20 protein-coding genes are annotated in these 26,012 nt (G+C 64.4%); 8 read left to right on the top strand and 12 right to left on the bottom strand.

Annotated elements, in window-relative coordinates; translation table 11 throughout:
* Positions 1–42: 42 nt before the first annotated feature.
* From AWT76_RS15810 to regB, 9 genes are all read right to left on the bottom strand, one after another.
* Entirely contained in the window at positions 43–486 is a 444-nt protein-coding gene (locus AWT76_RS15810) for a hypothetical protein (protein WP_141655981.1), read from the bottom strand.
* Between the two features lie 105 nt (positions 487–591).
* Positions 592–1,866, bottom strand: coding sequence for a phosphopyruvate hydratase (gene eno / locus AWT76_RS15805; protein WP_072247221.1), 1,275 nt, complete (start codon positions 1,864–1,866; stop codon positions 592–594).
* A 37-nt stretch (positions 1,867–1,903) separates the two neighbouring features.
* A complete protein-coding gene (locus tag AWT76_RS15800) occupies positions 1,904–2,791 on the bottom strand; it encodes a DMT family transporter (protein WP_072247220.1) in 888 nt (295 codons plus the stop codon).
* Between the two features lie 114 nt (positions 2,792–2,905).
* Positions 2,906–3,694 carry a cytochrome c1 gene (locus AWT76_RS15795; RefSeq protein WP_072247219.1) on the bottom strand — a complete coding sequence of 263 codons (789 nt, stop codon included), beginning with the start codon at positions 3,692–3,694 and terminating at the stop codon, positions 2,906–2,908.
* 23 nt (positions 3,695–3,717) lie between these two features.
* Complete coding sequence (locus tag AWT76_RS15790; RefSeq protein WP_072247217.1) at positions 3,718–5,070, bottom strand: cytochrome b; 1,353 nt, start codon at positions 5,068–5,070, stop codon at positions 3,718–3,720.
* 12 nt (positions 5,071–5,082) lie between these two features.
* A complete protein-coding gene (gene petA / locus AWT76_RS15785) occupies positions 5,083–5,646 on the bottom strand; it encodes a ubiquinol-cytochrome c reductase iron-sulfur subunit (protein ID WP_072247781.1) in 564 nt (187 codons plus the stop codon).
* Between the two features lie 171 nt (positions 5,647–5,817).
* Entirely contained in the window at positions 5,818–6,426 is a 609-nt protein-coding gene (locus AWT76_RS15780) for a glutathione S-transferase (RefSeq protein ID WP_072247780.1), read from the bottom strand.
* A 5-nt stretch (positions 6,427–6,431) separates the two neighbouring features.
* Positions 6,432–6,716, bottom strand: a complete 285-nt coding sequence (locus tag AWT76_RS15775; protein WP_072247215.1) for a hypothetical protein — start codon at positions 6,714–6,716, stop codon at positions 6,432–6,434.
* Between the two features lie 84 nt (positions 6,717–6,800).
* Positions 6,801–8,186, bottom strand: coding sequence for a sensor histidine kinase RegB (gene regB, locus AWT76_RS15770; protein ID WP_072247213.1), 1,386 nt, complete (start codon positions 8,184–8,186; stop codon positions 6,801–6,803).
* 89 nt (positions 8,187–8,275) lie between these two features.
* Between regB and AWT76_RS15765 the strand changes: the two genes are divergently transcribed.
* The 6 genes from AWT76_RS15765 to AWT76_RS15740 all read left to right on the top strand — a co-directional run bounded on the left by AWT76_RS15765 (position 8,276) and on the right by AWT76_RS15740 (position 15,724).
* Positions 8,276–8,908, top strand: coding sequence for an SCO family protein (locus tag AWT76_RS15765; RefSeq protein WP_072247211.1), 633 nt, complete (start codon positions 8,276–8,278; stop codon positions 8,906–8,908).
* 76 nt (positions 8,909–8,984) lie between these two features.
* The gene (locus AWT76_RS15760; protein ID WP_072247209.1) at positions 8,985–9,539 is read left to right on the top strand and encodes an ActR/PrrA/RegA family redox response regulator transcription factor; all 555 of its coding nucleotides are present in this window, start codon (positions 8,985–8,987) and stop codon (positions 9,537–9,539) included.
* Positions 9,540–9,598: 59 nt separating this feature from the next.
* Positions 9,599–10,258, top strand: a complete 660-nt coding sequence (locus AWT76_RS15755; RefSeq protein ID WP_072247207.1) for an ABC transporter ATP-binding protein — start codon at positions 9,599–9,601, stop codon at positions 10,256–10,258.
* Positions 10,255–12,612, top strand: coding sequence for an ABC transporter permease (locus tag AWT76_RS15750; protein ID WP_072247205.1), 2,358 nt, complete (start codon positions 10,255–10,257; stop codon positions 12,610–12,612). The genes AWT76_RS15755 and AWT76_RS15750 overlap by 4 nt, the downstream gene beginning before the upstream one ends.
* Entirely contained in the window at positions 12,602–13,651 is a 1,050-nt protein-coding gene (locus AWT76_RS15745; protein ID WP_072247203.1) for a lipocalin-like domain-containing protein, read from the top strand. Before AWT76_RS15750 ends, AWT76_RS15745 begins: the two co-directional genes overlap by 11 nt.
* A 66-nt stretch (positions 13,652–13,717) precedes the next feature.
* The gene (locus AWT76_RS15740; protein ID WP_072247202.1) at positions 13,718–15,724 is read left to right on the top strand and encodes an NADPH-dependent 2,4-dienoyl-CoA reductase; all 2,007 of its coding nucleotides are present in this window, start codon (positions 13,718–13,720) and stop codon (positions 15,722–15,724) included.
* A gap of 37 nt (positions 15,725–15,761) precedes the next feature.
* Here AWT76_RS15740 and pbpC read toward each other — a convergent pair whose 3' ends face one another.
* From pbpC to AWT76_RS15725, 3 genes are all read right to left on the bottom strand, one after another.
* Positions 15,762–17,771, bottom strand: coding sequence for a penicillin-binding protein 1C (gene pbpC / locus AWT76_RS15735; RefSeq protein ID WP_072247200.1), 2,010 nt, complete (start codon positions 17,769–17,771; stop codon positions 15,762–15,764).
* Positions 17,768–23,170, bottom strand: a complete 5,403-nt coding sequence (locus AWT76_RS15730; protein ID WP_082700245.1) for an alpha-2-macroglobulin family protein — start codon at positions 23,168–23,170, stop codon at positions 17,768–17,770. Before AWT76_RS15730 ends, pbpC begins: the two co-directional genes overlap by 4 nt.
* A gap of 72 nt (positions 23,171–23,242) precedes the next feature.
* Positions 23,243–24,001, bottom strand: a complete 759-nt coding sequence (locus AWT76_RS15725) for an ABC transporter permease (protein WP_245638830.1) — start codon at positions 23,999–24,001, stop codon at positions 23,243–23,245.
* Between the two features lie 214 nt (positions 24,002–24,215).
* On the opposite strand from AWT76_RS15725, the gene AWT76_RS15715 reads away from it, so the two are divergent.
* Both AWT76_RS15715 and AWT76_RS15710 read left to right on the top strand, forming a co-directional pair.
* Positions 24,216–25,340, top strand: coding sequence for a KpsE/RkpR family capsule polysaccharide export protein (locus tag AWT76_RS15715; RefSeq protein WP_072247196.1), 1,125 nt, complete (start codon positions 24,216–24,218; stop codon positions 25,338–25,340).
* A 9-nt stretch (positions 25,341–25,349) separates the two neighbouring features.
* Positions 25,350–26,009, top strand: a complete 660-nt coding sequence (locus tag AWT76_RS15710; RefSeq protein ID WP_072247194.1) for an ABC transporter ATP-binding protein — start codon at positions 25,350–25,352, stop codon at positions 26,007–26,009.
* The last annotated feature ends 3 nt before the right edge of the window (positions 26,010–26,012 follow it).

The raw sequence follows: 26,012 nt of genomic DNA, 5'->3' as shown, positions 1-26,012 counted from the left end.
CGCGACGTGCTCTAATGCCTGCGGTGGTCAGGCGCGTGCAGATCACAAACGCGCATTCATCCTGTCTGCCGGGTTGGCAGATGCGCCAGACTGTAGAAGTTGCCCGTAAGCGGTGCTGACCGTGTCTGCTGCGCCGTTCTTGTCCGCAATGGCGCGAACCGCGCCATCGGGGTCTGCGCCCTGCGGTTCCAGCGATGCTGCCACTTCCGGCGGGTCGTTTCGGGTTTCGCGGATATGCTGTAGCAGGTTCACATCGAATGTCGGCGGTGGGCCGACAAGGCGGTTGCGCTTGTCTGTTACCGGCACAAGGTCGCGTGTGCTCAGCAGCTCTGTCCGGGTTCCGGCCTTGGCCTGTTGCACGGCGGCCTGCGTTTGGGTTGCGCTGATCGCGGGGGTGGCGCGCTGGGCTGCGGTCACAGCCAATGCCGACATGTCGCGCGCCTGTAGGGGCGCAGCACTGGGTATGACGGGCGGTAACAGTGACATTTGGCCCTCCGGTTCCACGGAAAACAGCTTAAGTCACTTACGCTAGCTGATTCGGCTTAATAGTTTGTAAGCGCGCGCAGGTCCGCCCGCGCGCGCCACAAGGGATTAGCGCAGGATTGACCGGCCTGCATAGATCGCCGTTTCACCCAGCATTTCTTCAATGCGGATCAGTTGGTTATACTTGGCCAACCGGTCAGACCGTGCCAGCGAACCGGTCTTGATCTGCCCGCAATTCGTGGCGACAGCCAGATCGGCAATGGTCGCATCCTCGGTCTCGCCCGAGCGGTGCGACATGACGCAGGTCATGCGCGCGCGGTGGGCCATGTCCACGGCGGCCAGGGTTTCGGTCAGCGTGCCGATCTGGTTCACCTTCACCAGCAGCGAATTGCCGCAGCCCTTGGCGATGCCATCGGCCAGACGCGCCGGGTTGGTGACGAACAGGTCGTCGCCCACCAATTGCACGCGGTCGCCCAGACGGTCGGTCAGCAGTTTCCAGCCGTCCCAGTCATCTTCGGCGCAGCCATCTTCGATGCTGATGATCGGGTAATCGTCACATAGCTTGGCCAGATAGTCGACATTCTCGGCCGCACTCAGCGACAGCCCTTCGCCCACCATCTCATACTTGCCGCCCTTGAAATACTCGGTCGAGGCGCAGTCGAGCGCAAGGTAGATATCCTGCCCCGGCGTGTAGCCTGCCTTTTCAATGGCTTTCAGAATGAAATCCAGCGCGTCGCGGGTGCTGGACAGGTTCGGCGCAAAGCCGCCCTCATCGCCAATCCCGGTGGACAGGCCTGCCGCATGCAGTTCCTTTTTCAGCGTGTGGAACACTTCGGCACCCATGCGCACCGCGTCGCGAATGCTATCTGCCGCGACCGGCATGATCATGAATTCCTGAATGTCGATCGGGTTGTCGGCATGTTCGCCGCCGTTGATGATGTTCATCATCGGCACAGGCAAGGTGCGCGCAGAGGTGCCGCCCACATAGCGGAACAGCGGTTGGCCGGTGTAGTCAGCGGCGGCTTTCGCCACGGCCATGGACACACCCAGAATGGCATTCGCGCCCAGACGGCCCTTGTTGGCGGTGCCGTCCAGTTCCATCATGGCGGCGTCGATGGCGACCTGTTCGGTCGCGTCAAAGCCCACAAGCGCCTCTGCCAATTCGCCATTCACGGCGGCGACGGCTTCCAGCACGCCCTTGCCCATGTAGCGGGATGTGTCGCCATCGCGGCGCTCTACCGCCTCATGCGCGCCGGTCGAGGCACCCGAGGGCACGGCGGCGCGGCCCATGGTGCCATCTTCCAGAATGACATCCACTTCCACGGTCGGGTTGCCCCGGCTGTCAAGGATCTCGCGGCCGATTACGTCGATGATAATGCTCATGCTCTGTCCCTATGCGCTGGCAAGTTGGTTGCGCTTGCTATACCTGTCTGGCGCGCCCAAGGGAAGGGCGGCGCGTTTCCCGCCACAGGGTAAACAGGCCAGCCGCCACGATAATCGCGGCGCCGATATAGGTCAGCGTGTCCGGGCGTTCGCCAAAAACCAGCAAGGCCACGAACAGCGCAAAGACCATGCGGGTGTATCGGAAGGGCGTGACAACCGGGATGTCGCCCACACGCATGGCTGCGACGACCATGTAATAGGCAATCACGCCAATGATGAGCGTGCAGGCCAGATAAGCCAGTTGCAGCCCTTCGGGCCAGACCGCGCGACTGCCCATGACCCACATCATGGCAAGGCCAGTGGGGGCCATCAGGCCAAAGGCCCAAGCCGACATCTGAAAGCCAGAGATGCGCATGGGCGCGGCGCGGGTGGCAAGGTCGCGCGTGGCCAGCCCCAGCACGCCGATCACGGCCCAGAGCGAGGCAGGCTCAAACCCCGCCATGCCGGGCCGCACGATGAGCAGGACACCGAACAAGCCCGCCAGAATGGCCATCCAGCGTTTCCAGCCGACCTGCGCGCCAAGGAACAGCGCCGCGCCCAATGTTACGACCAGCGGTGTGGCCTGCAAAATGGCAGAGGCCGTGGACAAGCTGGCCAGCACGAAACCCAGCACGAAGCCGACCGTGCCCACGACCTCTCCGATATTGCGGATAATCATGGCGCGGCTGGCCATATCGGCGGAGAACAGTTTTTGCCCCTTTGCGTTGGCAAACAGCCCAAAGACCAAGGCGCCGCTGGCCCCTAGCATAAACAGGATTTGCCCGACCGGGATTGTCCCGGACAGAAGCTTGATAAACATGTCTTCCAGCGCGAACCCGGCCATGGCCAAGGTCATCAGCAGGGCGCCGCGCAGATTGTCCGACATGATCCGATCTTTCACAGGTTAAGCTTGCGTAACAGCTACACCTGCTGCCACCGGCTGAAAAGCAAAAAGCGCGCCCAGATGGGGCGCGCTTTTCAGGATCGCGGTGGCGGTCCGTCAGTCTTCTTTGGCGGCCCGCTTGATGGGCGCCCAAAGCTGCTTGTTGGTCAGATACAGCAATGCGGCCAGAACCGACAGGAAGATGACACCGACGAACCCGGCCTGCTTACGCTCAACCATCTTGGGTTCTGCGGCCCACATCAGGAAAGCGGCGACATCTTGCGCCTGCTGATCAGCGGTCGCGGTCGTGCCATCGGCATATTCCACCCCGTCATCATACAGCACCGGTGCCATCGACACCCAGCTTGACGAAGCCTCGTTGTAGTAGAACATCGACCCGGCTTCGAATTTCTCGTCGCCGTTAAAGCCGTTGGTGAAGGACGCGATGTATTCTGCGCCGCCCATGCCGTTCATTAGCTGGTTGATGCCCAGACCGTAGGGACCAGAGAACCCGACACGCGACTTGGCCATCAGGCTTAGGTCAGGTGCGCCCTCGAACTGCGATTCGGGGAAATGGTCTGGCGCGGTGGCGGTGCGCCAGTCGCGCAATTCCGGGTCCCAGATTTCGAACATTTCCGCATAGGCGCGCATCTGGTCGTCGGGCAGTTCCGGGCCGTTCGGGTCGCTCAGGTTGCGGAAAGCAACCTTTTCCAGCCCGTGGCACGAGGAGCACACTTCCGTATAGACCTGAAGCCCGCGCTGAAGCTGGTTACGGTCATAGGTGCCGAAAGGGCCTTCGAACGAAAAGTCGTAATCGGTGATCTTCCCCAGCCCCCCGGCCGCAAGGGCCGGAGAACTGGCAAGCAAGGCTGCCGTGATCGTGGAAACGGCGAGTTTCTTGAACATTCTATCTCTCCAATTTCCGTCGTTTATTCAGCCGGGACCGGTTCGGGCGAGGGGCCCTTGCCGCCGCTGGACTTCTTCTTGATCGAGGCTTTGAAGTCTTCCTCGATCGTGGCGGGCTGCGGCAGCGGTTTCTCGATCACGCCCAAGATTGGCAGGATCACAAGAAAATACGCGAACCAATAGGTCGTCCCGATCAGCGATATGACACCATAGATGCCATCCGCCGGCATGGCGCCTGCCCACATCAGCACGAAGAAATCGACGACCAGAAGCCAGAACCACCATTTGAACATGGGGCGGTAACGGCCCGACCGCACCGAGGACCGATCCAGCCACGGCACCAGCGCCATGACGAAGATCGCGCCGAACATGGCCAGAACCCCGAAGAACGCGGCGTCGATGATCCCGAAGGACAGCCAGTTGGCCGCCATCACCACCCAGACATCTGCCGTGAAGGCGCGCAGGATTGCGTAGAAGGGCAGGAAATACCATTCCGGCACGATATGCGACGGCGTCACCAACGGGTTGGCTTCGATGTAGTTGTCCGGGTGGCCAAGGAATTGCGGCATAAAGCCGACCAGCGCCCAGAACAGGGCAAAGATCACGGCCAGTGCAAACAGGTCCTTGATGACGAAATACGGCCAGAAGGGCAGCGTATCTTTCGCGGCTTCCTCTTTCGAGCTGCGGCGCACATCGACACCGGTCGGGTTGTTGTTGCCGGTGGTGTGGAAGGCCCAGATGTGCAGGATCGACAGACCCAGAATCACGAAGGGCAGCAGGTAATGCAGGCTGAAGAAGCGTGTCAGCGTCGCATTGCCAACGGCAGGCCCGCCCAGCAGCCAAGTTTGCAGCATTTCACCAATGCCGGGGATCGCCCCGAACAGACCGGTGATAACAGTTGCACCCCAGAAAGACATCTGACCCCAGGGCAGAACATAGCCCATGAATGCGGTTGCCATCATCGCCAGATAAATGAACATCCCGATGATCCACGTCACTTCGCGCGGGGATTTGTAGCTGCCGTAATACAGGCCACGGAAGATGTGGATGTAAACGGCTGCAAAGAACAGCATCGCGCCGTTCTGGTGCAGGTAGCGCAGCATATGCCCGCCATTCACGTTGCGCATAATGTGCTCTACACTGGCAAAAGCCAGATCAGCGTCAGGCGTATAGTGCATGACCAGCACGATGCCGGTGACAATCTGCAACACCAGACAGAACATCAGCACGATGCCCCAGATCCACATCCAGTTCAGGTTCTTGGGCGTGGGGATCATGATGGTGTCGTAAATCAACCCGACGATAGGAAGACGCTTGTCAATCCACTTCTCGGCGTTGGTGGTCGGCTCGTAATGGTCGTGTGGAATACCAGACATGTATTCTCTCCTTTAACCAAGCTGGACGGTGGTTTCGTCAACAAAAGTTGCCACCGGAATATGCATGTTTTCCGGGGCCGGTCCGCGACGGATGCGGCCAGCCGTGTCATAATGCGACCCGTGGCAGGGGCAGAACCAGCCGCCGAAGTCACCCGCGCCATTGCCCAGAGGCACACAACCCAGATGGGTGCACACACCGGTCATGACCAGCCATTCGCCAGCGTCATCCATGGTGCGGTTTGCGTCGGACGCATCGGTGCCGGGCTTGTTGGGGTTGCGCGATTCCCGGTCGATGCTCAGGTCTTCCACGCTCACGGCGCGCCCGGCTTCGATTTCCTCGGCGGTGCGGCGGCGCAGGAAGACCGGCTTTCCAAGAAAGCTGACGGTCAACTGGCTGCCAGGTTCAAGACCGCCGACATCAACAAAAATAGACGACAGGGCTTGCACGTCGGCCGTAGGATTCATCTGATTGACGAGCGGCCAGACGGCTGCGCCAACAGTCACGGCACCCGCGCCTGCGGTTGCGTAATAGATGAAATCCCGCCGTGTGCTATCGTGGTCATCTGCGTGGGACACGAGCATTCTCCCTTTTCAATGGGTACGAGGGCTGCAATTACCAAGCGGGCCACGTCGGAATGCGGCCCCTCGGGATTGCATTTAGCGGGGAAACAAAGGTGCGTCCAGCTTTCAAAGCGCGCACTTGTGTCGCAGTTGCGGTGAAGTTACCGCATTTTGGGCAGGTTTGCGCTATCTTGGCGGTGCTGTGGCGGTCATGCTGTCACGCTGCACGAAGCCATCCTGCCATTGGGCAAGCTGTGGCGCAGCGCCGCGCCAATCGCGCGTAAGCAGCCGAAAATCGACATAGGCCAGCGCGCAGCCCAGCGCGATTTGCCCCATGCAGGGCGGCCCGGCCAGATAGGCCAGCCAGCGCTCTTCCAAAAGCGCGACGCTGCGCGCGATCTTGGACCATTGGCCATCAACCAGTTCGGGCATTTGCATGCTGTCGGGCCGCAGGCGCGATTCGTAGACCATCAGCAAAGCTGCATCCAGAATGCCGTCTGCCGTGGCTTCCAGTGTCAGGCAATCCCACTGCCGTGGCCCCGAGGGATAGAAACGGTTCCCCGCCAACGCATCCAGATAGCGGCAGATCACCCGGCTGTCATACAGCGCGCCGCCATCGGGCCGTGTCAGAACCGGCACTTTGCCAAGCGGGTTCGCGCCCACGGGCACCGTGCCCGGGTCCAGCGGTGTACCAGAGGCCGGGACCAGCGCGATCCGGTCTATCACCCCCGCTTCATGGGCCAGCACCATGACCTTGCGCACATAGGGCGAGGTCGGGCTATGATACAGCGTCAGCCCGCTCATACCCGGCGCAACCGGATGCGACCCAACAGGCTGGCGTCGATTTCCACGCCGGGGCCGGATGTTCCCAGCCGCACCACGCGCCGAAAGCGCCCGGCCATGTTCCATTGCTGGCGGTCGCGCGCGTGCTGGCCGGTCAGCCCCTCGGGCAGGTCGTCAAACGCGTCTTCGGCGCGCTGATCGACGCGGCCCCGTTCCATCTGCCGGGCCAGAACATATCCGGCCAATGCAATGGCACCATAACGCGCGGCGGTGGCGGCAATCGGAGCAAGGGGGACAGGCATGGCGGGGCCTTTCAGGATGTTTGTTTTGCAAAGGTAGTCAGCATCGTCACGCCTGTCCAATCAAGTTCTTTCAAGCGCGGCGGTTTAACTTTCGACGCGCATGTTTTCGCCCAAGGCCGCGCGTGGGTCCACCGCCAGCCGGGGCAGGGGCCATGTCAGGTCAACCAGCGCGCCATGCAGGACCGGGTTGCCGGGCAGGGTTTTGATAGCCCCGTCGCAGTTCAAAAATTCCAGCCGCGCGCCGGTGCGTTCCAGAAGCGTTTTGGCAATGAACATGCCCAGCCCCATCCCGGAATAGCCCGGACGGCGTTTGGGACGATTCGGATCGCGCCCGCGCCCGATAAACGGCTCCCCGATGCTGCCCAGCACTTGCGGCGAAAAGCCCGGCCCGTCATCGAAGATACGGATGCGCAGGTTTTGCCCGGTCCAACATGCGGTGACCCAAACCTCGGACGCGGCGAAATCCACCGCGTTCTGGATCAGGTTGCGCAAACCATGGATTAGTTCGGGGCGGCGCTGGATCAGCGGTTGCGGCGTTTCGCAATCTTTTGCCGGGTCCAGCAGGAAATGCACGCGCTTGCCGCGGTCCAGATGCGGTTCTGCGGCTTCGCGCAGAACGGCTTCCAGAAGCGCGCGGCGCATATGGGTGTCGTCCTTGCCGCTGCGCCCCATGGACTGCAGGATCGTGCGGCAGCGGTCGGCCTGTTGCACCAGCAAGCGGGCATCGTCGGCAAGGTCTGGCCGGTCGGCCAGTTCTTCGACAAGCTCGGCGCTGACCAGCTTGATCGTGGCCAAGGGCGTGCCCAGTTCATGCGCGGTGGCCGCCACGACGCCACCAAGGTCGGTCAATTTCTGTTCCCGCGACAGCGCCATTTGCGCGGCCAGAAGCGCATCGGCCATGGAATTGGCCTCTGCCGCCACGCGTTGGGCGTAGAACGCCTGAAAGGCTATGCCGATCACGATTGCGGCCCAATGCCCGAAAACTAGGATCGGGACCATTTCCAGAACGGTGCCATCGACAAAGCGCAGGGGCCGATATGTCAGGCTGACCAGCGTAATCAGGGCAATGGCCACAAGCGACAACAGCAAGGTGGTGCGCAGCCGCAGCGCCATGGCGGCCACCGCCACCGGTGCCATGATAAGCAGCGCGAACGGGTTGGTGATGCCGCCGGTCAGATACAGCAGGCAGGTCAATTGCGCGATATCGAACAGGAAGGTCAGCGACGCTTCGGTTTCGGACAGGCGCTTGGCGGCCGGAAACAGGAACAGCGCGAGCAGGATCGAAACACCTGCCGCGCCCACCACCAGCGCGACCAGCCCCGTTTCAAAGCGCAACCCAAAGGCCATATGCGCGGCCACCAGCGCGCCGACCTGGCCGGACAGCGCGACAATGCGCACATAGGTCAGCGTGCGCAGCCGCACCCATTCGGTGCGGTTGTCTTGCGTGATCTCTCCGAAGGTCGGGTCCATGGGGGCGCGTTGTCACATCTTGGGGAAAGGGGATTGTTACGCGCGCGACGCTTTGGCATCAAGCGTCAGCAAGTCACAGGGGTGCGCAGATGCTACGCAAATATTCCATTTTGGCCGCCGGGTTTCTGGCGCTGGTTCTGGGCGGTTTGGGCGGAATGGTGTTTTTCGCGCCCGAAGAAGGGCAGTTCGCGCAATGCCGTGAAACCTCTGTCGCGGGTGGCAGCGGCGCCATTGGCGGGCCGTTTACCCTGACAGACCATACCGGCCAGCAGGTGACGGAAGCCGATTTCGCGGATCGCCCGGTGCTTTTGTATTTTGGCTACACGTTCTGCCCAGATGTCTGCCCCTACGACCTTGCCCGCAATGCCGAGGCCGTCTACGCGCTGACAGAGCGCGGCTATGACGTGACGCCGGTGTTCATCTCTGTGGACCACGGGCGCGATACGCTGGAAGCACTTTCCGAATTCGTCAGCTTCTTGCACCCGGACATGATTGGACTGACCGGGACAGAACAGCAGATCCGTGACGCTGCGCGCGCCTACCGCGCCTATTACGCGGTGCAGGAAACGGATGACGAATTCTACCTCATCGATCATTCCACTTTTACCTATCTAAACCTGCCGGGGCATGGTTTTGTCGAATTGTTCCGCCGCGAAGCGACGCCCGAAGAGATGGCCGATCGTGTGGCCTGCTTCATTGACAATGCAAGAACCGGCACCTGAACCGGGGTAAACCCGGTTCAAATTGACCTTTCCTGCCGCGCGGCCTAACTATCGTGTAACCCAAAAGGGAAGCACGATGACCGAAGCTGCAAAACTAGACCTTGGCCCTGACCCGTCGCTTTTGATTGTTGATGACGACGAGGTGTTCCTGAAACGTCTGGCGCGCGCCATGGAAAAACGCGGTTTTGCCGTGGAAACCGCCGAAACCGTGACCGCTGGCAAAGCCATCGCAACCGCGCGTCCGCCCGCCTATGCCGTGATCGATCTGCGGCTGGAAGACGGCAACGGGCTGGATGTGGTCGAAGTGCTGCGCGCCAAGCGCGAAGATGCCCGGATCGTGGTCCTGACTGGCTATGGCGCAATCGCGACTGCGGTCGCGGCGGTCAAGATCGGCGCGACAGATTACCTGTCCAAACCGGCCGATGCCAATGACGTGGTGCGCGCCTTGCTGGGCGATGGCGAAGCAATGCCGGATCTGCCCGAAAACCCCATGTCCGCCGACCGCGTGCGATGGGAACATATCCAGCGTGTCTATGAGCAATGCGACCGCAATGTATCTGAAACCGCGCGGCGGCTGAGCATGCACCGGCGCACGCTTCAGCGCATTCTGGCCAAACGCTCGCCGCGCTGACATTGCTTGCCGCCGGATGCGGGCTATCCTTGCGCGGCAAGACAGTCGCAGGGAATGGCATGTCGCTTCTGGCGCTAGAGGATATTCGCAAGAGCTTTGCCAGCACCGAAGGCCCGGTGCCGGTGCTGCAAGGCGTGTCGCTGTCGGTGGATGCGGGCCGCGTGGTGGCGCTGACCGGCGAAAGCGGCAGCGGCAAATCGACGCTTCTGCACATTGCCGCCGGGCTGGAAACCCCGGATGCGGGCCGCGTGCTGGTCGGCGGGCAGGACATGGCCGCGCTTCCCGATGCCGGACGCGCGCAGCTGCGGCGCGGCACGGTGGGGCTGGTGTTTCAGCAGTTCAACCTTGTGCCGTCGCTGACCGTTGGGGCCAATCTAGCCTTTCAGGCCCGGCTTGCGGGCGTGCATGACGCGGGCTTTTGCGCCGATCTGGCCGCGCGGTTGGGCCTGTCGGACCTGTTGGCGCGCTACCCCGAGCAGCTTTCGGGTGGGCAGCAACAACGTGTCGCCATTGGCCGCGCCCTTGCCGCGCGCCCCAAGGTGCTGCTGGCGGATGAACCAACCGGCAACCTTGATGAAGCGACGGGCGATGCCGTGTTCGCGCTGATGCTGGAACTGGCCCGCGCCCAAGCCGCTGCATTGCTGCTTGTCACGCATTCGGCGCGGCTGGCCGATATGTGCGACCGCAAAGTGCTGTTGCGCGGGGGGCGTCTGGCATGACGCTGGCTGCGCTTTTGTCGCACTGGGTGCGCAACAAAGTGCAACTGGCCATGTTGCTTGCGGGCCTGACCTTGGCGACAGCGTTGTGGTCGGGTGTGCAGGCGCTGAACACGCAGGCGCGCGGGGCCTATGCAACCGCCGCGGCGCTGGTGTCAGAAGACGGTGCGCCCCGGCTGGACAGCGCGACCGGCCAGCTACCGCAGGCGCGTTTCGTCGAATTGCGCCGCGCGGGGGTGCTGGTGTCGCCGGTGGTGGAAGGGCGGGTCATGCTCGGCGATGCCCGTGTGACCCTGCTGGGAATTGACCCGCTGACCGCGCCCCCCGGCACCGCCGCTGCCTTGGCCGATGGCGATTTGCAAGGCTTCCTGTCGGGCGACGGTTTTGCACATCCCGAAACACTGGCCGAGATTGGCGCAACCGACATCGCGCTAAGCGCGTCGCAAGCCGTGCCAGTTGGCACCGTGCTGGTTGATATTGGCACCGCGCAAGACGCTTTGGGCATGGCGGGCCAGATCAGCCACCTGTTGCTGACCGGCCCCGTGCCGCGAACCATGCTCGACGGGCTGCGCCTGAGCCAGCCCGAAGCGGGCGCGGAACTGGCCGGGCTGACCGACAGCTTTCACCTGAATCTGACCGCGTTCGGCGCGCTGGCCTTTGCGGTGGGGCTGTTCATTGTGCATTCCGCCGTTGGGCTGGCGTTCGAGCAACGCCGCGCCCTGTTTCGCACCCTGCGCAGCCTTGGCGTGTCGCTGCGCGCGCTGACGCTGGCCTTGGCGTTGGAACTGGCCGTCTTCGCGCTGCTGGCAGGGCTGGCGGGTCTGGCCTTGGGCTATGTCATGGCGGCGGCACTGCTGCCCGACGTGGCCGCTACCTTGCGCGGGTTATATGGCGCGCCGGTGCCGGGCAGTTTGCAATTCAGCCCGGTCTGGGCGCTGGCGGGTCTGGCCATGGCGTTCGCCGGGGCCGCTTTAGCAGGGGGGCAGGCGCTGTGGCGGTTGTGGCACATGCCGGTGCTAGCGCCCGCGCAGCCGCGCGCATGGGCCATGGCTTCTGGACGGGCGATGCGCTGGCAGGTGCTGGGCGCGGGGCTGTTGGCCGTGCTGGCCATAGCGCTGGGCCTGTTCGGGCGGGGCCTGTTTGCCGGGTTTGCACTGTTGGCAGCGGCGCTTTTGGCGGCGGCTTTGCTAACCCCGGCCGTATTGGCGCTATGCTTGCGCGGGGCCGCAGCCATGGCACGTGCGCCGGTGCTGCACTGGTTCTGGGCCGATAGCCGCCAGAACCTGCCGCGCTTGTCCTTGGCGCTGATGGCGCTGATGCTGGCGCTGGCCGCCAATATAGGCGTGGGCACGATGGTGGCCAGTTTCCGCGCCACTTTCATTGGCTGGCTGGACCAGCGGCTGGTGGCCGAGATGACCATCACCCCGCGCGACACCGCGCAAGCCGTCGCGTTAGAGGATTTTCTAGCGCCGCGCGTTCAGGCCGTGTTGCCGCTGCGCCGGGTCGAGGCCACGCTTGCAGGCCAGCCCGGCGCGGTGTTTGCCATGCGCGACCATGCCACGTTCCGCGACAACTGGCCGCTGATTCAGGCCGGGCCAGACCCGTGGGACCGTTTGGCGAAGGAACAAGGCGCGCTGATAAACGAGCAACTTGCCCGCCGCGCGGGGCTGTGGCCGGGTGATCGCGTGGCGCTACCCGGTGCGGGCGATGTGCCGATCCTTGGCGTTTATCCCGATTACGGCAACCCGCTGGCGCAAACCATCGTGACCGAAAGCTGGTTCGACCGGCTTTACCCCGACACGCCCACGCGGCAACTGGCCATCCGCACCGACGCCCCCGCCGCTACCCGCGCAGCACTTCTGGATGAATTCGGGCTAAGCGCCCAAGCGATCACCGATCAGGCGCAGGCCAAGGCGCTGTCACTGGCAATCTTCGAGCGCACCTTCCTGATTACCGGCGCGCTGAACGTGCTGACCCTGTCGGTCGCGGCCCTTGCATTGTTCGCAACGTTGGTCACGCTGTCGGGCTTGCGGCTGGTGCAGCTTGCGCCCTTATGGGCGATGGGGCTGACGGTGCGGCACTTGGCGGGGCTGGAACTGGCCCGCGCGCTGGTTCTGGCGGGGCTGACCATGGTTCTGGCGCTGCCCGTTGGGTTGATGCTGGCGCAGGTGCTGCTGGCGGTCATCAACGTGCAGGCTTTTGGCTGGCGCTTGCCGTTGCAGGTTTTCCCCGCCGATTGGGCGCGCTTGGCGCTTTGGGCGGGGTTGGCGATGCTGGCGGCCAGCGCTTGGCCCGCATGGCGGCTATGGCGCGGGGGCGGGGGACCATTGCTCAGGGTGTTTGCCAATGAACGTTAAGGTTTTGATCGCCGCGCTTTTTCTGGCCCCACCCGCTTTGGCGCAAGGGTTCGCGGGCCTTGGGACCGACGCAGACGGGTTCGCCGTTCCCGAACGCGGCCGCGCATTGCAATTCCCGCGCGATCACGGCCCGCACCCGGAGTATCGCATCGAATGGTGGTATCTGACCGCCACGTTGCAGGGCGCGGATGGCCGCGACTACGGCGCGCAATGGACGTTGTTCCGTTCCGCCCTTGCACCCTACGACGCGGAAGGTTGGGACAGCCCGCAAGTCTGGATGGGCCATGCCGGGCTGACCACGCCAGAGCGCCATTTCAGCGCCGAACGCTTTGCACGCGGCGGCATCGGTCAGGCCGGCGCGCAGGCCGACCCCTTCACGGCGTGGATTGACGACTGGCATATGACCAGCATCGCCCCCGAGGGGGCCGATGCCTATTCCGCGTTGCAGATTGCCGCCACCGGCCCCGATTTCGGCTATGATCTGCGTATGCAGGCCCAAGGCCCCTTGGTGCTGCATGGCGCGGGCGGATATTCCGTGAAATCCGCCGCGGGGCAGGCCAGTTACTATTATTCCCAACCCTTCTACACGGTCGAGGGTACGCTAAACCTGCCCGATGGGCCTGTTGCTGTCACGGGGCAGGCATGGCTTGACCGCGAATGGTCCAGCCAGCCCTTGGCCAGTGACCAGACCGGGTGGGACTGGTTTTCCATCGTGCTGGAAGATGGCCACCGGCTGATGGGCTTTCAGTTGCGCGGCGAGCAGACCTTTACGGCGGGTACATGGATTACGCCGCAGGGGCAGGCCACCGCCTTGCCCGATGGCGCGCTGTCCTTCACCCCGCAGGGGACCGAGCGTGTCGCAGGCCGCGAGATCCCCGTGCTCTGGCGCATCGACTGGCCGGAACAGGGGCTTGCCTTGCGGACCGAACCTGTGAACCCGCAATCTTGGATGGACCTGACGGTCAGCTATTGGGAAGGGCCGATTACCGTCACCGGCAGCCACCAAGGGCGCGGCTATCTGGAAATGACCGGCTATTGACGCCGCGTTGCGCTGGACCGACGCGTCGGGCCGCGGCTAGGATTGCCATCTAGCCGGAGGAAACCCATGCCAACCTACCCCCATATGCTTGCGCCGCTGGATCTTGGTCATACCAGTCTGAAAAATCGCGTGCTGATGGGGTCCATGCATACGGGCCTTGAAGAACGTGGCGACTGGGCGCGCGTGGCCGAATACTACGCCGAACGCGCGCGCGGCGGTGTCGGGCTGATCGTGACGGGGGGCATGGCGCCGAATGCCGAAGGCGGTGTTTTCCCCGGTGCGGCGGGGCTGTATACGCCGCAGGATATCGCCAACCACCGGCTGGTCACAGACCGCGTTCATGCCGAAGGCGGCAAAATCGCCATGCAGATTTTGCACGCTGGGCGCTATGCCTATAGCCCCGATTGCGTTGCCCCTTCGGCGCTCAAATCGCCCATCAGCCCATTCAAGCCGCGCGCGTTGGACGAGGACGGGATCGAGAAACAGATCGCCGATATTGCCACCGCTGCCGCCCGCGCACAGCAGGCAGGCTATGACGGGATAGAGGTGATGGGGTCCGAGGGCTATTTCCTGAACCAGTTCCTATGCGCCGCCACCAACCACCGCACTGACCGCTGGGGGGGTGCCTATGAAAACCGGATGCGGCTGCCGGTCGAGGTGGTGCGCCGCGTGCGCGCCGCCGTTGGCCCCGATTTTATCGTGATCTACCGCATCTCGTTGATTGATCTTGTGCCGGGCGGGCAGAGTTTTGATGAGGTGGTGCAACTGGCCAAGGCAATAGAAGCCGCGGGGGCCAGCATCCTCAACACCGGCATTGGCTGGCATGAAGCGCGGGTGCCCACCATTGCCACCTCGGTGCCGCGTGGTGGCTGGGCTTGGGTCACGCGCAAGCTGATGGGGCAGGTGGGGATACCTGTCATCACCTCGAACCGGATCAACACACCCGAACTGGCAGAGGAGTTGCTGGCAAGCGGTGCCGCCGACATGGTGTCACTGGCGCGGCCCTTTCTGGCCGATCCCGATTTCGTGGCAAAAGCCGCGTCGGGGCGGGCCCGCGAAATCGCGCCTTGCATTGCCTGCAATCAGGCCTGTCTGGACCATACGTTTCAAGGCAAGATCTCTAGCTGTTTGGTCAACCCGCGTGCCGGGCACGAAACCGCGCTGCGCTATACCCCGACCGATGCGCCCAAACGCATTGCCGTGGTGGGCGCCGGGCCCGCCGGGCTGATGGCCGCACTGGTGGCCGATCAGCGCGGGCATGATGTGACCCTGTTAGAGGCTGACGCCCGCATTGGCGGACAGTTGAACATGGCGCGCGTCATTCCCGGCAAGGAAGAATTCCACGGGTTGGTCGCGTGGTTCCAGACCATGCTCGACCGCTCTGGAATTGCGCTGCACCTGAACACCCGCGCCACCCCTGCCGCCTTGGCAGGTTATGACGAGGTCATCATCGCCACCGGCGTCACCCCGCGCGATCCGCAGATCGAGGGGCAGGATGCTTCCCATGTGCTGCGATACCTTGATGTGTTGCGCGGCAAAGCGCCCGTGGGCGCGCGCGTGGTGGTTGTCGGCGCGGGTGGTATTGGCTTTGATGTCGCTGAATATCTTGCCCATCAGGGGCCAAGCGCCGCTTTGGACCTGTCCTTGTGGCAGCGCGAATGGGGTGTGAGCGACCCTGCGGAGGCCCCCGGCGGGCTGGCCCCGGACGGCCCGCAGCCCACGCCCCCCGCACGCGACATAACGCTGGTGCAGCGCAAACCGGGCAAACCCGGCAAGGGCTTGGGCAAGACCACGGGCTGGATTCACCGCGCAAGCCTTGCCGCCAAAGGCGTGACCATGCTGGGCGGGATGGCCTATAAGCGCATAACCGCAGATGGGCTGGTGGTAGAGCGCGACGGAGGGGAACATCTGCTTCCCGCCGACACGATCGTGCTGTGCACCGGGCAAGACCCGTTGCGCGATCTGGCAGATGCTTTGCCCTATGCCCATGTCATTGGCGGGGCCGATGTCGCAGCGGAGCTTGACGCGAAGCGCGCCATTGACCAAGGCGCGCGGCTGGCGGCACGGCTTTGATCTGCGCGCCCGCACAGATCACGCATGCGGCGCTATCCTAACGCAACTCTACCTCTACCCGGGCCGCGCGGCCTGCGGCATCGACCACCGACAGTGTGACAAAGCCGGGGCCGGGCAGGGGCAGGTGCGCCTCGCGTTCATGGCTGCGGGTCAGCACAGGCGCGCCATTGGCGAACCATGTAAAGGGCGCGCGGCCGCGGTCCACGCGCGCCAGCACCCGGCCCCCAACCGGGCGCAGCGCCGCGCCTTTGGGCGGGAAGGCCAGTTTCGGCGCATCGGCATCCATGGCCAGTTGCGGGCCGAAGCGGCGCAGGGGCGCGGGCAGCTGGGAATGCGCCACATCCAGCGTGCCCGGCGGGGCGGGTGGTAAGGGTTCTGGGCGCGGGCCAAGGCGCGCGAAGGCCTCGAACAGCACGGGGGCTGCGGCATCCAGCCCGAATGTGCCGGGCAGGGGCGTGCCATCGGCGCGGCCAATCCAGACGCCGGCAACGTGGCTGCCGTCAAAGCCCACGGCCCATGCGTCGCGGTGCCCATAGGATGTGCCGGTCTTGAAGGCCAAGGGCCAGCCCGGCAGATGGGCCGGGCGCGGGGCACGCGCCAAGATCTGCCCCAAATGCCAAGCGGCTTCGGCCCCGATCACTTGCGCGCCGCTTTGCACCGGGCCGGGCGTGCTCTGCAAGGCAACTGCCGCCCCGCCCCGCGCGATCCCGGCGTATAGCTGCACCAGCCCGTCCAGCGACAGGCCCACCCCGCCCAAGGCCACGGCCAAACCTGGTGGCCCGTCAAGCGCGGTTGCCACCCCCGCGCGGCGCAACGCCGCCATCAGCCGGGCGGGGCCAAGCGTGTTCGTCATCTCGACCACTGGCAGGTTCAGCGAGAGTTGCAACGCCTCGCGCACCGAGACCGGGCCACGAAACCGCCCGTCGAAATTCTGCGGCGCATAGCCGCCAAAGCTGGCGGGGCGGTCATTGACCAGCGTTTCGGGGTGCGCCAGCCCGTCGGAGAACGCCAAGCCATAGACCAGCGGTTTCAGCGTGGACCCGGGCGAGCGCAGGGCGCGTGTCATGTCGTTGAACCCGCCGCGCGCGTCATCGCCATAGGCCCCGCCGATATGGGCGCGAACGCGGCCCGTCTGTGCATCGGCCAGCACCAGCGCTATCCCGGCGCGCGGCGGCAGATCGCGCAAGGTATCTTCGGCCACCTGTTCCAGTGCCGCTTGCAGGGTCGCGTCCAGCGTGGTGCGGTGCAGCCTTTGGCCCGGATGCGCGGCCACAAGCCGGTCCGCCAGATGCGGGGCAAGCGCCGGGAAGGCGCGGCGCGCGCTGGGCACGGGTTCGCGTTTGGCGGCATCCGCTTCGGCACGGGTCAGCACGTTTGCAACCACCGCGCGCTCCAGCACCCGGTCGCGGGCTAGGCGCGCGGCATGTGCGTGGCTGTCGGGGCTGCGGGCGGCGGGGGATTGCGGCAGCGCGATCAGCAGCGCGGCCTGCGCGGGTGTCAGCCGCGCGGGGTCTTTGCCAAACCACGCCCGCGCCCCGCTGCGCAGCCCTTCCAGATTGCCGCCCATCGGGGCAAGGTGCAGGTAAAGCGACAGGATCGCGTCCTTTTCCAAGCGCCGCTCCAGCGCCAAGGCCAGCCGGATTTGCCGCGCCTTGCCTGCCCATGTGCCGGTTGGCCCGTCCTCCAGCAGCCGCGCGACCTGCATGGTCAAGGTGGACCCACCCGACACCATGCGCCCTGTCCGCACCGCCGACCACGCGGCGCGCAGCAGCGCCACGGGGTCAATGCCCATGTGGCTGTGAAAGCGCTGGTCCTCGTAGGCCAGCAGCATGGCCAGATAGGTTGCATCCACGCGGGCGGGGTCCAGCGCCAGCCGCCAGCGCCCATCTGCGACCGTGTAGGCGCGCAGCAGCGTGCCATCTTCGGCCAGCACTTCGGCAGAAGTGGCCGGGGCAAGGGGCGGCAGATCGGTCGTGGCCACCCAGCGGTCCAGCACAAACCAGCCCGCGGTGGCACAGACCGCGACAAGGCAAAGCGCCCATCTCATGGCGCGATGGTCACGCGGCCCGTGTCGGTGATGGCGCGCAGGCTGGGGCGATACATATCTTCGACCTGCGCGGCCGGGTGGTGAAAATCGCCCGGTGACACCGCGCGCACCGCATAAGCCAGCCGCAAGGGGGCGCTTTCGGTCCAGTCCACGGCGGCCAGAAAACGGTCGCTGCGCGCTTCGGTCATCTGGGCCGCGCCGTGCAGGTTCAGCCAGTCCAGCGCCCGAATATCACCGCTGCGCAGCAGGTTGGGATTGTCAATCTCCAGCCCTGCGGGCAGCGCGTCATCCACCATCAGCCGACCCCCGGCAATGCCGCGATCAGGCCGCACGTCTAGCACAGCGATCAGCCGGTCGCCCACGCGCAGGCTGTCCAGATCGGCAGGCGCGCCCTCTGGCGTGTAGTAGCTGCGGGTTATGGCGTAGCCGTTGCCTTGGGCGGGCGGGGCGACATCTGGCACCCCGAAGGCCGTTAGCGTCACGGTCGTTGGCGCGTCCCCGGTATTGGTGATGCGGCGCGCGCTACCATCGTAAAGCTGCACCACATTGCCCGCGACCGCGCGACCATCGACGCTAAGCCCCCCGCCATCCGCTGCAAGCGCCACGGCAGCTTGCAGCGACCACGCGGCTTCTTGCGTGGACAATTCATGCACCGCCCCGCGCTGCGAAATTTGCCGCGCCAAAAGCACGCGGTCCACCGCGCCGCTGCCCGCTTCGGAGGCGAGCGCCAAAAGCCCTGCGCGGTCGCGCAGGCCCGTGCCATAATCGCGGCGGTAGCCTTGCGCGCCGTTGGTTTGGGCCAGCGCGGCAGCTTGGCGGAACATCGCATCGGCGCGGGCCTGCTCGCCATAGGCGGCAAGCGCCCCCCCCAGTTGCGCGGCGGCCAGCGGCGTGTCGAACTTTTCGGCCAACGTGTCGGCATAATAGCGCAAATCGCCAATTGCCGCTTCGCCCGCGCGCGCCAGCACATAAAGCGCATAGGCAATGGCGGCGGCGTTGTCGTACAGCTCGCCCGCCTGTGCCACCTCGTTGCGCAGGTTGTCGAGCGCCATGCGCAGCGCGGTATCGGGCACCGTTGCCCCTTGGTCCGCCGCGCGGGTCAGCACATCGGTGACATAGGAATCAAGCCACAGGTCATACCCGCCCGCGCCCCACAGCCCGAAATTGCCGGTGCGCGATTGGCGCGTCAGGATACGGTCGATCGCGGATTGAATGCGCGCTTGCGCCTCGGGTTCGGTGACAAGCCCCAGCTCTATTGCCGCACCCGATGCCAGTAGCAGCGGTTGGATGCCAGAGGCCAGTTGTTCGGTGCAGCCATAAGGGTAGCCCGTCAGCCGTTGCACCAGGCCGGGCAGGTCCAGTGCAGCACCCGCGCCTGCAACCAATGTGGCGCGCGCGCCGTCGCGCAACCCATCCAGCGCGTTGGCGTCAAAGCGGAAACTCTCGCCCGGGGCCAGCACGAATTGCGACGACCGCGCGATGTCCGGGTCGGTGCGTTGCACCGTTAACGTCACTTCGCGGGTCAGGACACGGCCCTCTGGCGTGGTCAGGTCCACGCGGTAGGCATGATCGCCCAAGGCGGTGGGGGAGAGCGCCAGATCCAGCACGGCGCGCCCGCCATCTGCCAGCGTTACGCTGTCTGGCACAGTGCCAAGGCCATGGCCGGTCACGCGCAGCGCCATCTCGCCTGCCACACCTGTTGCATGGGTCAGCTCCAGCCGCATCCGGCTGGTATCGCCGGGCGTCAGGAAGCGCGGCAGGCTGGGCTGCACCACGACCGGGTCGCGGACCAGCACATCGGTGCTGGCTTGGCCGACGCCCGTGTCGGACCATGCCACCGCCATCAGCCGCACCGTGCCGTTGAAGGCGGGCAGGTCAAACCCGACGGTGGCTTGGCCATTTTCCAGCGTGATCGGCCCTTCGAACAGCGCCAGCAGCGCCTCGGTCGGCGCGGGGCCAGCGCGGTCAATGCCCGATGCGTCGCCGCCAGAGCGCACCTGCCCCATCGCGCCCGCCCGCGCATCTATCAGCCGTCCGTAAATGTCGCGCAGCGCCACGCCAAGGCGGCGCTGGCCGAAGTAATGCGCCGCCGGGTCGGGGCTGTCGAAATCCGTCAGCGTCAGAATGCCAAGGTCCACCGCCGCAAGCGTGGCATAGACCGGGCCGTCGCTGTCTGACGTCAGCGTCACTTCCATCCGTCCGCGCGGGTCGGCGGCTTCTGGGGCATCAATCGACACGCTGAGCGCTTTCGCGCCCGGATCAATTGCGGCATGGGCCAGCCCCATGCTGCGGGTGGGCATCTCTTCCACGCTGTCGGCGCCGCGCAGCAGGCTGGCGGTCACATAAGCGCCTGTGCCCCAGTCATCGGTCACGGGCAGGGTGATTTCGGACTCTCCTGCCAATTCAACCAGTTGCATGTCGATCACCCGGTCCGACAGCACGCTGACCAGCGCCATGCCTTCGCCGGTCAGGCGCAGGCGCGCGGTGTCGCCGGGGCGGTAGGCGTCGCGGTCCAGCGCCACGGCCAGCCGGTCGGGCGTGTCGCGCCCTGCCGTGGCCCCATACCATCCGGCAGCAAAGGGAATAGAGGCACTGGCATAGTCCGCACCGTCATGGGTGACGCGCAGCTCATACTGGCCCCAGTCCAACGGCACGGCAATTTGCCCGGTGCCGTCCAGCGACCCCTCGGCCACGCGGTTGCGCTCGGTCACGGGTTCCCAGTTCCAGCGGCCATCGACGCTATACCATTGGTAGCGCGTTTCCACACGGTCGACCTGCCACGCCAGCGCACCCGGCATGGCCTGCCCGTCCGTGCCGACCAGCGCCAGATCGAACACGGCTTCGGCCCCTTGGGGAAGCGTGTCGTCAAAACCCGGGCGAATGCCGATCATGGGGCGCGTGGCGGCGACCGGCGCGGTCAGATTGCGTTCCACAGGCCGCGCGGCCCCGTCCAGCAGCGTGGCGGTCAGCTCAAGCGTGTAGGGCCGCGCATCGAAGGTGGCATCCTCGAAAAGAAGCCGGGTCGACAGGCGGCCTTCGGCATTGGTCACAGCAGCGCCCAATGGAAAGCGCTGCGGGTCCACCCGTTGATCGTGGCGGCCAAAGACATAGCCTGCCCAGCCGTCGCGTGTTGTGGCGGGGCGCAAAATGGCACTGCCGGACAATTCCAACCCCTCGGCGGCAGCGCCGAACAGGTGGCGCGCGGCAATTTCCAGATGCGGCGGGTTCAGCGAATTCACCGGGCCGTCAGCGGAAAGCGACAGGTCAAAGTCGATCCGTTCGGGCAAGAAATCCTCGACCAGCAGCCGCGCGCTGGCCAGCGCGGGGGCATCCGGGTCCGACAGCATATCCAGCCGCCACGCGCCGCGCGGCACATCGGCCCCAAGCGGCAGCGTGAACACGTGGCCCCCCGCGCGGTCGTCGGTGCTAAGTGCGCGGGAATATTCCACGCCATCGGGCCGCATAAGCCGTGCGATCACCGGCAGGCCGGGCAAGGCCGCGGCACGGGCGTCGCGCGCAAGGGCGGTGGCGTGGATCACCTCTCCGGGCCGATACGCACCGCGATCGGTGGCGATGAACATGTCCACCGGGCCGGGGGCTGCGCGCCCTTCGACGCCGCGATCGGACAGGTCGAATTCGGGGTCTTTCAGCGACAGCGCGGTCGTATCCTTGCCTTTCGCAACGGTAATCAGCGCGGGCGCGGCGCTGCCTGTGCCTGCGGCGAGCGCAGCAGGGAAATGCACCATGCCCTGCGCATCGGTCACGGCCTGCCCCAGCACACGGTTTGACCGCGCGACCAGCGCCACGTCGGTGCCTTCCACGGGTTGCCCGGTCGAGAGTGCTTGCACCACCACATGCAACCCGTCGCTGCCCGACAGGCTGCTGACACCCAGATCAGACACCATGAACCATTGCGAGGCTGGGGCCGTTTGATACGGGTCGCGCCCCGGCACGGCGGCTTGCAGCAGGTAAGCGCCCGGTTGCAGCGTTCCGGCTTCGGCCAAGGGCAGGCGCGAGCGGGTTTCGCGGTTCAGCGTGCCCGAAAGCGTGGCGCTGCCCTGCCAGATTTGTTCGGCTAGATCTTCGGTTAGGCGCTCGCCCTCCCACATGTCTAGGGCTTGGGCAAAATTGCCGTCGCGGATAGTGGCAACTAGGTTGCGGTCGGAAATGCGGTAAAGTGTCAGGTCCAAACTGTCGGCATTGACCGTTTCCACCGGCAGGGCGCGCGGCCCGGTGGCGGGCAGCACATAGCCGCGCCCCGGAAAGCGCACCAAGGGCGCGCGGTCGCGGATATAGACGGCCAAGGGCAGGTCGCGCGCCAGCGTGTCGCCCCCCGCTGCGGGCATGCCCGCACGCAGGCGGATGTCATAGCGCGCGCCATAGTCAACGCCGGTCAGGCATAGCTGGCGGTCGTCGACCTCTGGCACCAACCCGCGCACATCCCCCGCCAGAAAAGGCGTGTAATCGCGATTGGCCAGAAGCGGTTCGGAAAATCTTGCGCAAATGCGCGGCGCGGCGCTGCTGCTGTCCACATCATGCGAAAGCAGCCGGAAGCCGTATTTGTCGCGCAGTTCCGTCAGAAGATCGGGGGCGATGCCGGGGCGCAGGGCCTCTGCCAGACGGATCGCGGCCAAGGCATCTTCTCCGCGAAAGCGTTTTTCCAATGCATCGGCCAAGGTGACAAGCGCGGGCGCGGGGCTGTCCAGACGCAGCGCGGCATTGGTCGCGGCAAGGATTGCCCGGCGTTGCAGATCTGCGCTGGGCTGGTTGTCGCGGGCGGCTTGCGCCAGAAGCGCGTTTGCATGGGCCAGCCACGCCGCGCCCGAATCTGCGACGGTCACGGCAGCGCCGGTGAACAGAACCGCGCGGTCTCCGGTCGCGCCCTCTAGCAGCGCGGCTTCGCGCATGCCATTGGCGTAATAGCGCTCTGCCATGGTTTCGGCTTGTGCGCGTGCGCGGTCATGGTCGGCAGCCGAAAGGAATGTCAGGTCGGCACGGGTTTGCGCCGCGCGGGTTTGCGTGGCGCGGTCGTGTTCGGTCATACGCCCGGACAGCGCGCCCTCGAACGGCACTGCCGCACCCGGTTGCGATTTGGGAAAGCACGCGCCCGCACGCTGGTTGAACGTGAAGGCCGTGCATTCGGGATCGCGCAGGCAAGCGGCATGGCATTGCGCCAGATTGGTGTTGAATATCGGCATCAGGTCGCCGCCCGGCAGGTCGGTATTGTCCAGCATTGTGGCAAATCGGGGGGGCAAGGGGTTGTCTTGGGCGGTGGCCTGCGTGGCCCAGACCAGCGCGGCCCCCAGAATCAGCCCAAGAAGGGGGGCTTTGCGCCGCGCGCCATGCACCGCATGGCCCCCCTGCAAACTATGTGTCGCAAGATGAAAAACCGACCGCATGGCACGCCCCTGATGTGACTACATATCCAGACCATAGCACAGCGAATGACCGCTGGCAGCATTGGCGTGGGGTTATCTGTAAAGCAGGTCGCGGTGATACTGCCGCAACAACAAAAGCCCGATGACCATCGGCACCAAGGCACAGGCGGCGGTATAGGCAACAGAGATATAGCCGGGCGAATAGACCGGGTAGAAACCCTCTCGCATCAGCCCGGTGATGTGCATGATCGGGTTATACCACAAGATATCCTGCGCAAAGGGGGGCAGGTCTTCGTACAGAAACAGCACCCCGGAAATGACGAAAAGAGGGGCTGTCAGGATACCCCAAATGTCGTCCCAGACCGGGAACCTTTGGAACAGGTAGCAATTCAAGCACCCGATGCCGAATCCCAACGCACAGATCAGCACCACCGCAAGAAAAATCTGTCCCCAGTCAAGCACGGTTTTCAGGTCTTCGAACAGGATGATGCCAACAAGGATGATGCACGCCGCGGCCAATGACACCAGCGCGTTGAGTAGGAAGCGCGCGATCACCGCGTCTATCCAGCTGACCCGCGGGAAGAACAGAAGCGCGCGCGAGTAGTTCATGGCGCGCCCGACATTGCTGCCCAATGCGTTGAAGGTCTGCAAAACAAGCATCCCGGTCGCTTTGAACAACAAGAAGCTGGTGCCAAGCGCGGGCGATTGCGCGATCAGCGAAAATGCGAAAGCAATGATGATGATGATGCCCAGCGGTTGCAGCACCGCCCAGACATAGCCGCCGGGACGTCGACCATAGCGCGTGCCCATCTCTCGAAGCATCAGCGCCGCAATGCACCGCAGGGCCGACACGGCCGGGCTTTCTGTGGCTGGCAGCGGCAAGTTGTCGATTTTAGGCGGCGTGCCGGGCACTTATCGTCTCTGCGCTGGTTTTTACAACCGCAAGTATGTAGATAATTAAATTTAGAATCAATCTGGCAAGCAAAGCAGGTTCGGAGCTTTGAACACGCAGGCCCCAACGCACAACCCGGCGGCGCAAACTCCGGTCCAGACGCTTGCGCAGAAGATGGCGAAACATGCGGTTTTGCGCAGCCGTCACAAGGGCCTGATTATAAGCCTTTTGCTGATGGTGGCCCTGCCGGTGCTGCTGACATCGCTGTATCTGGTCGTTCTGGCGAAGCCGCAATATGCGTCAGAGACCGGCTTTGTGGTGCGGCAGGACGAAAGCGTGTCAGCAGGCCAGATGTTGGGCGGCCTGTCGCAGGTTCTGGGCACGCCCTCTGCCAGCAATTCCGACCTGTTGTTCGAGTTTATCCAGAGTCAGGAAATTGTTCGGCGCATTGATGCGGAGCTGGACCTTGTCGGCCATTACACCCAGTTCTGGCCGCTGGACCCGGTCTATTCCATCCCGCCCGATGTCACGATCGAGAAACTGTCGCGTTTCTGGCGGCAGATGACCCGGATCACCTATGACAAGTCCTCGGGCGTTATCATGGTGGAGGTGCGCGCGCGCGACGCGGACATGGCCCAACGGATTGCCAGAGAGATCGTGGCCCAGAGCGAAGCCATGATAAACACGCTGAACGCGCAGGCCCGCCGCGACAGTATCGCCAATGCAGAGGCCGATCTGGAACAGGCCCTGACCGATTTGCGCAGCGCGCGCGAGGCGCTGGTGGCATTTCAGGCCCGCACCCAGATCCTAGATCCGCAAGCCGATATTCAGGGGCGGATGGGTGTGGTCGCAAATTTGCAGCAGCAGCTTGCGCAGGCGATGGTCGATCTTGATTTGCTGTTGCAAGCCACCGATGCCAGTGACCCGCGTGTGCGGCAGCTTGATCGCCGCATTCGGGCCATAGAGGAACGCATCGCGGGGGAACGCGCCAGCTATTCTAGCAACGGCACTGCGCAGGATGACGACAGCTATCCCAGCTTGCTGGCAACCTATGAAGGGCTGCGCGTTGATGTGCAATTCGCCGAGGAAATCTACCATGTGTCGCTGACCGCGTTGAACCAGGCCCGTGCAGCGGCGGAACGGCAACAACTGTATCTGGCGACCTTTATCGCGCCCACGGCCGCAGAAACCGACGAGTATCCGCGCAAGCTGTTGCTGGTGGCCTTGACGGCTTTTTTCGGCCTATTGGCGTGGTCCGTGGGCGCGCTGGTCTATTACAGTCTGCGCGACCGGGGCTGACGAGGCCGCATGATCCAGCTTCAGAACCTGTGCAAAACATTCGATATTCCGGGCGGCAAGCATACCGTTTTCAAAGATCTGACACTGGATCTGCCGCCGGGCCGGTCCTTGGGGTTGCTGGGGCGCAATGGCGCGGGGAAATCCACGCTAATGCAGATCATCGCGGGCACCATGCAGCCCACGGCGGGCCATGTCATCCGACGTGGCAAGATTTCGTGGCCCATCGGTGGCGCGAACAGCTTTCACCCCGACATGACCGGGCTTCAGAATACGCGGTTTCTGGCCCGGTGCTACGGCGTCGACACGGATTCCCTAGCCGCGTTCGTCGAGGAATTCGCCCAGATCGGCACGCATTTCAACATGCCTTGGCGCACCTATTCTGCGGGGATGAAGTCGCGCCTGTCCTTCGGGGTGGCCATGGGCATTCCCTTTGACACCTACCTGATTGACGAGGTCACAGGCGCGGGCGACAAAAGCTTTCGCGAACGCAGCCAAACAGTGTTCAAGGCCCGCATGGCGCAAGCCGACGCCATCATGATTAGTCACAATATGTCGGACATGCGCAATTTCTGCAACAGCGGGCTGGTGTTGCACAATGGCGTGTTGGAGTTCTTCGACGATATCGAGACCGCCATCGCGCGCCATGAAGAATTGATGCGCCTTGGCTGACAC

The organism is Roseibaca calidilacus (assembly GCF_001517585.1).
In the GTDB taxonomy this organism is placed as follows: Bacteria; Pseudomonadota; Alphaproteobacteria; order Rhodobacterales; family Rhodobacteraceae; genus Roseinatronobacter; species Roseinatronobacter calidilacus.
The sequence above is the reverse complement of the archived record's forward strand: the minus strand, read 5'-3'. Positions and strand labels throughout refer to the sequence as shown.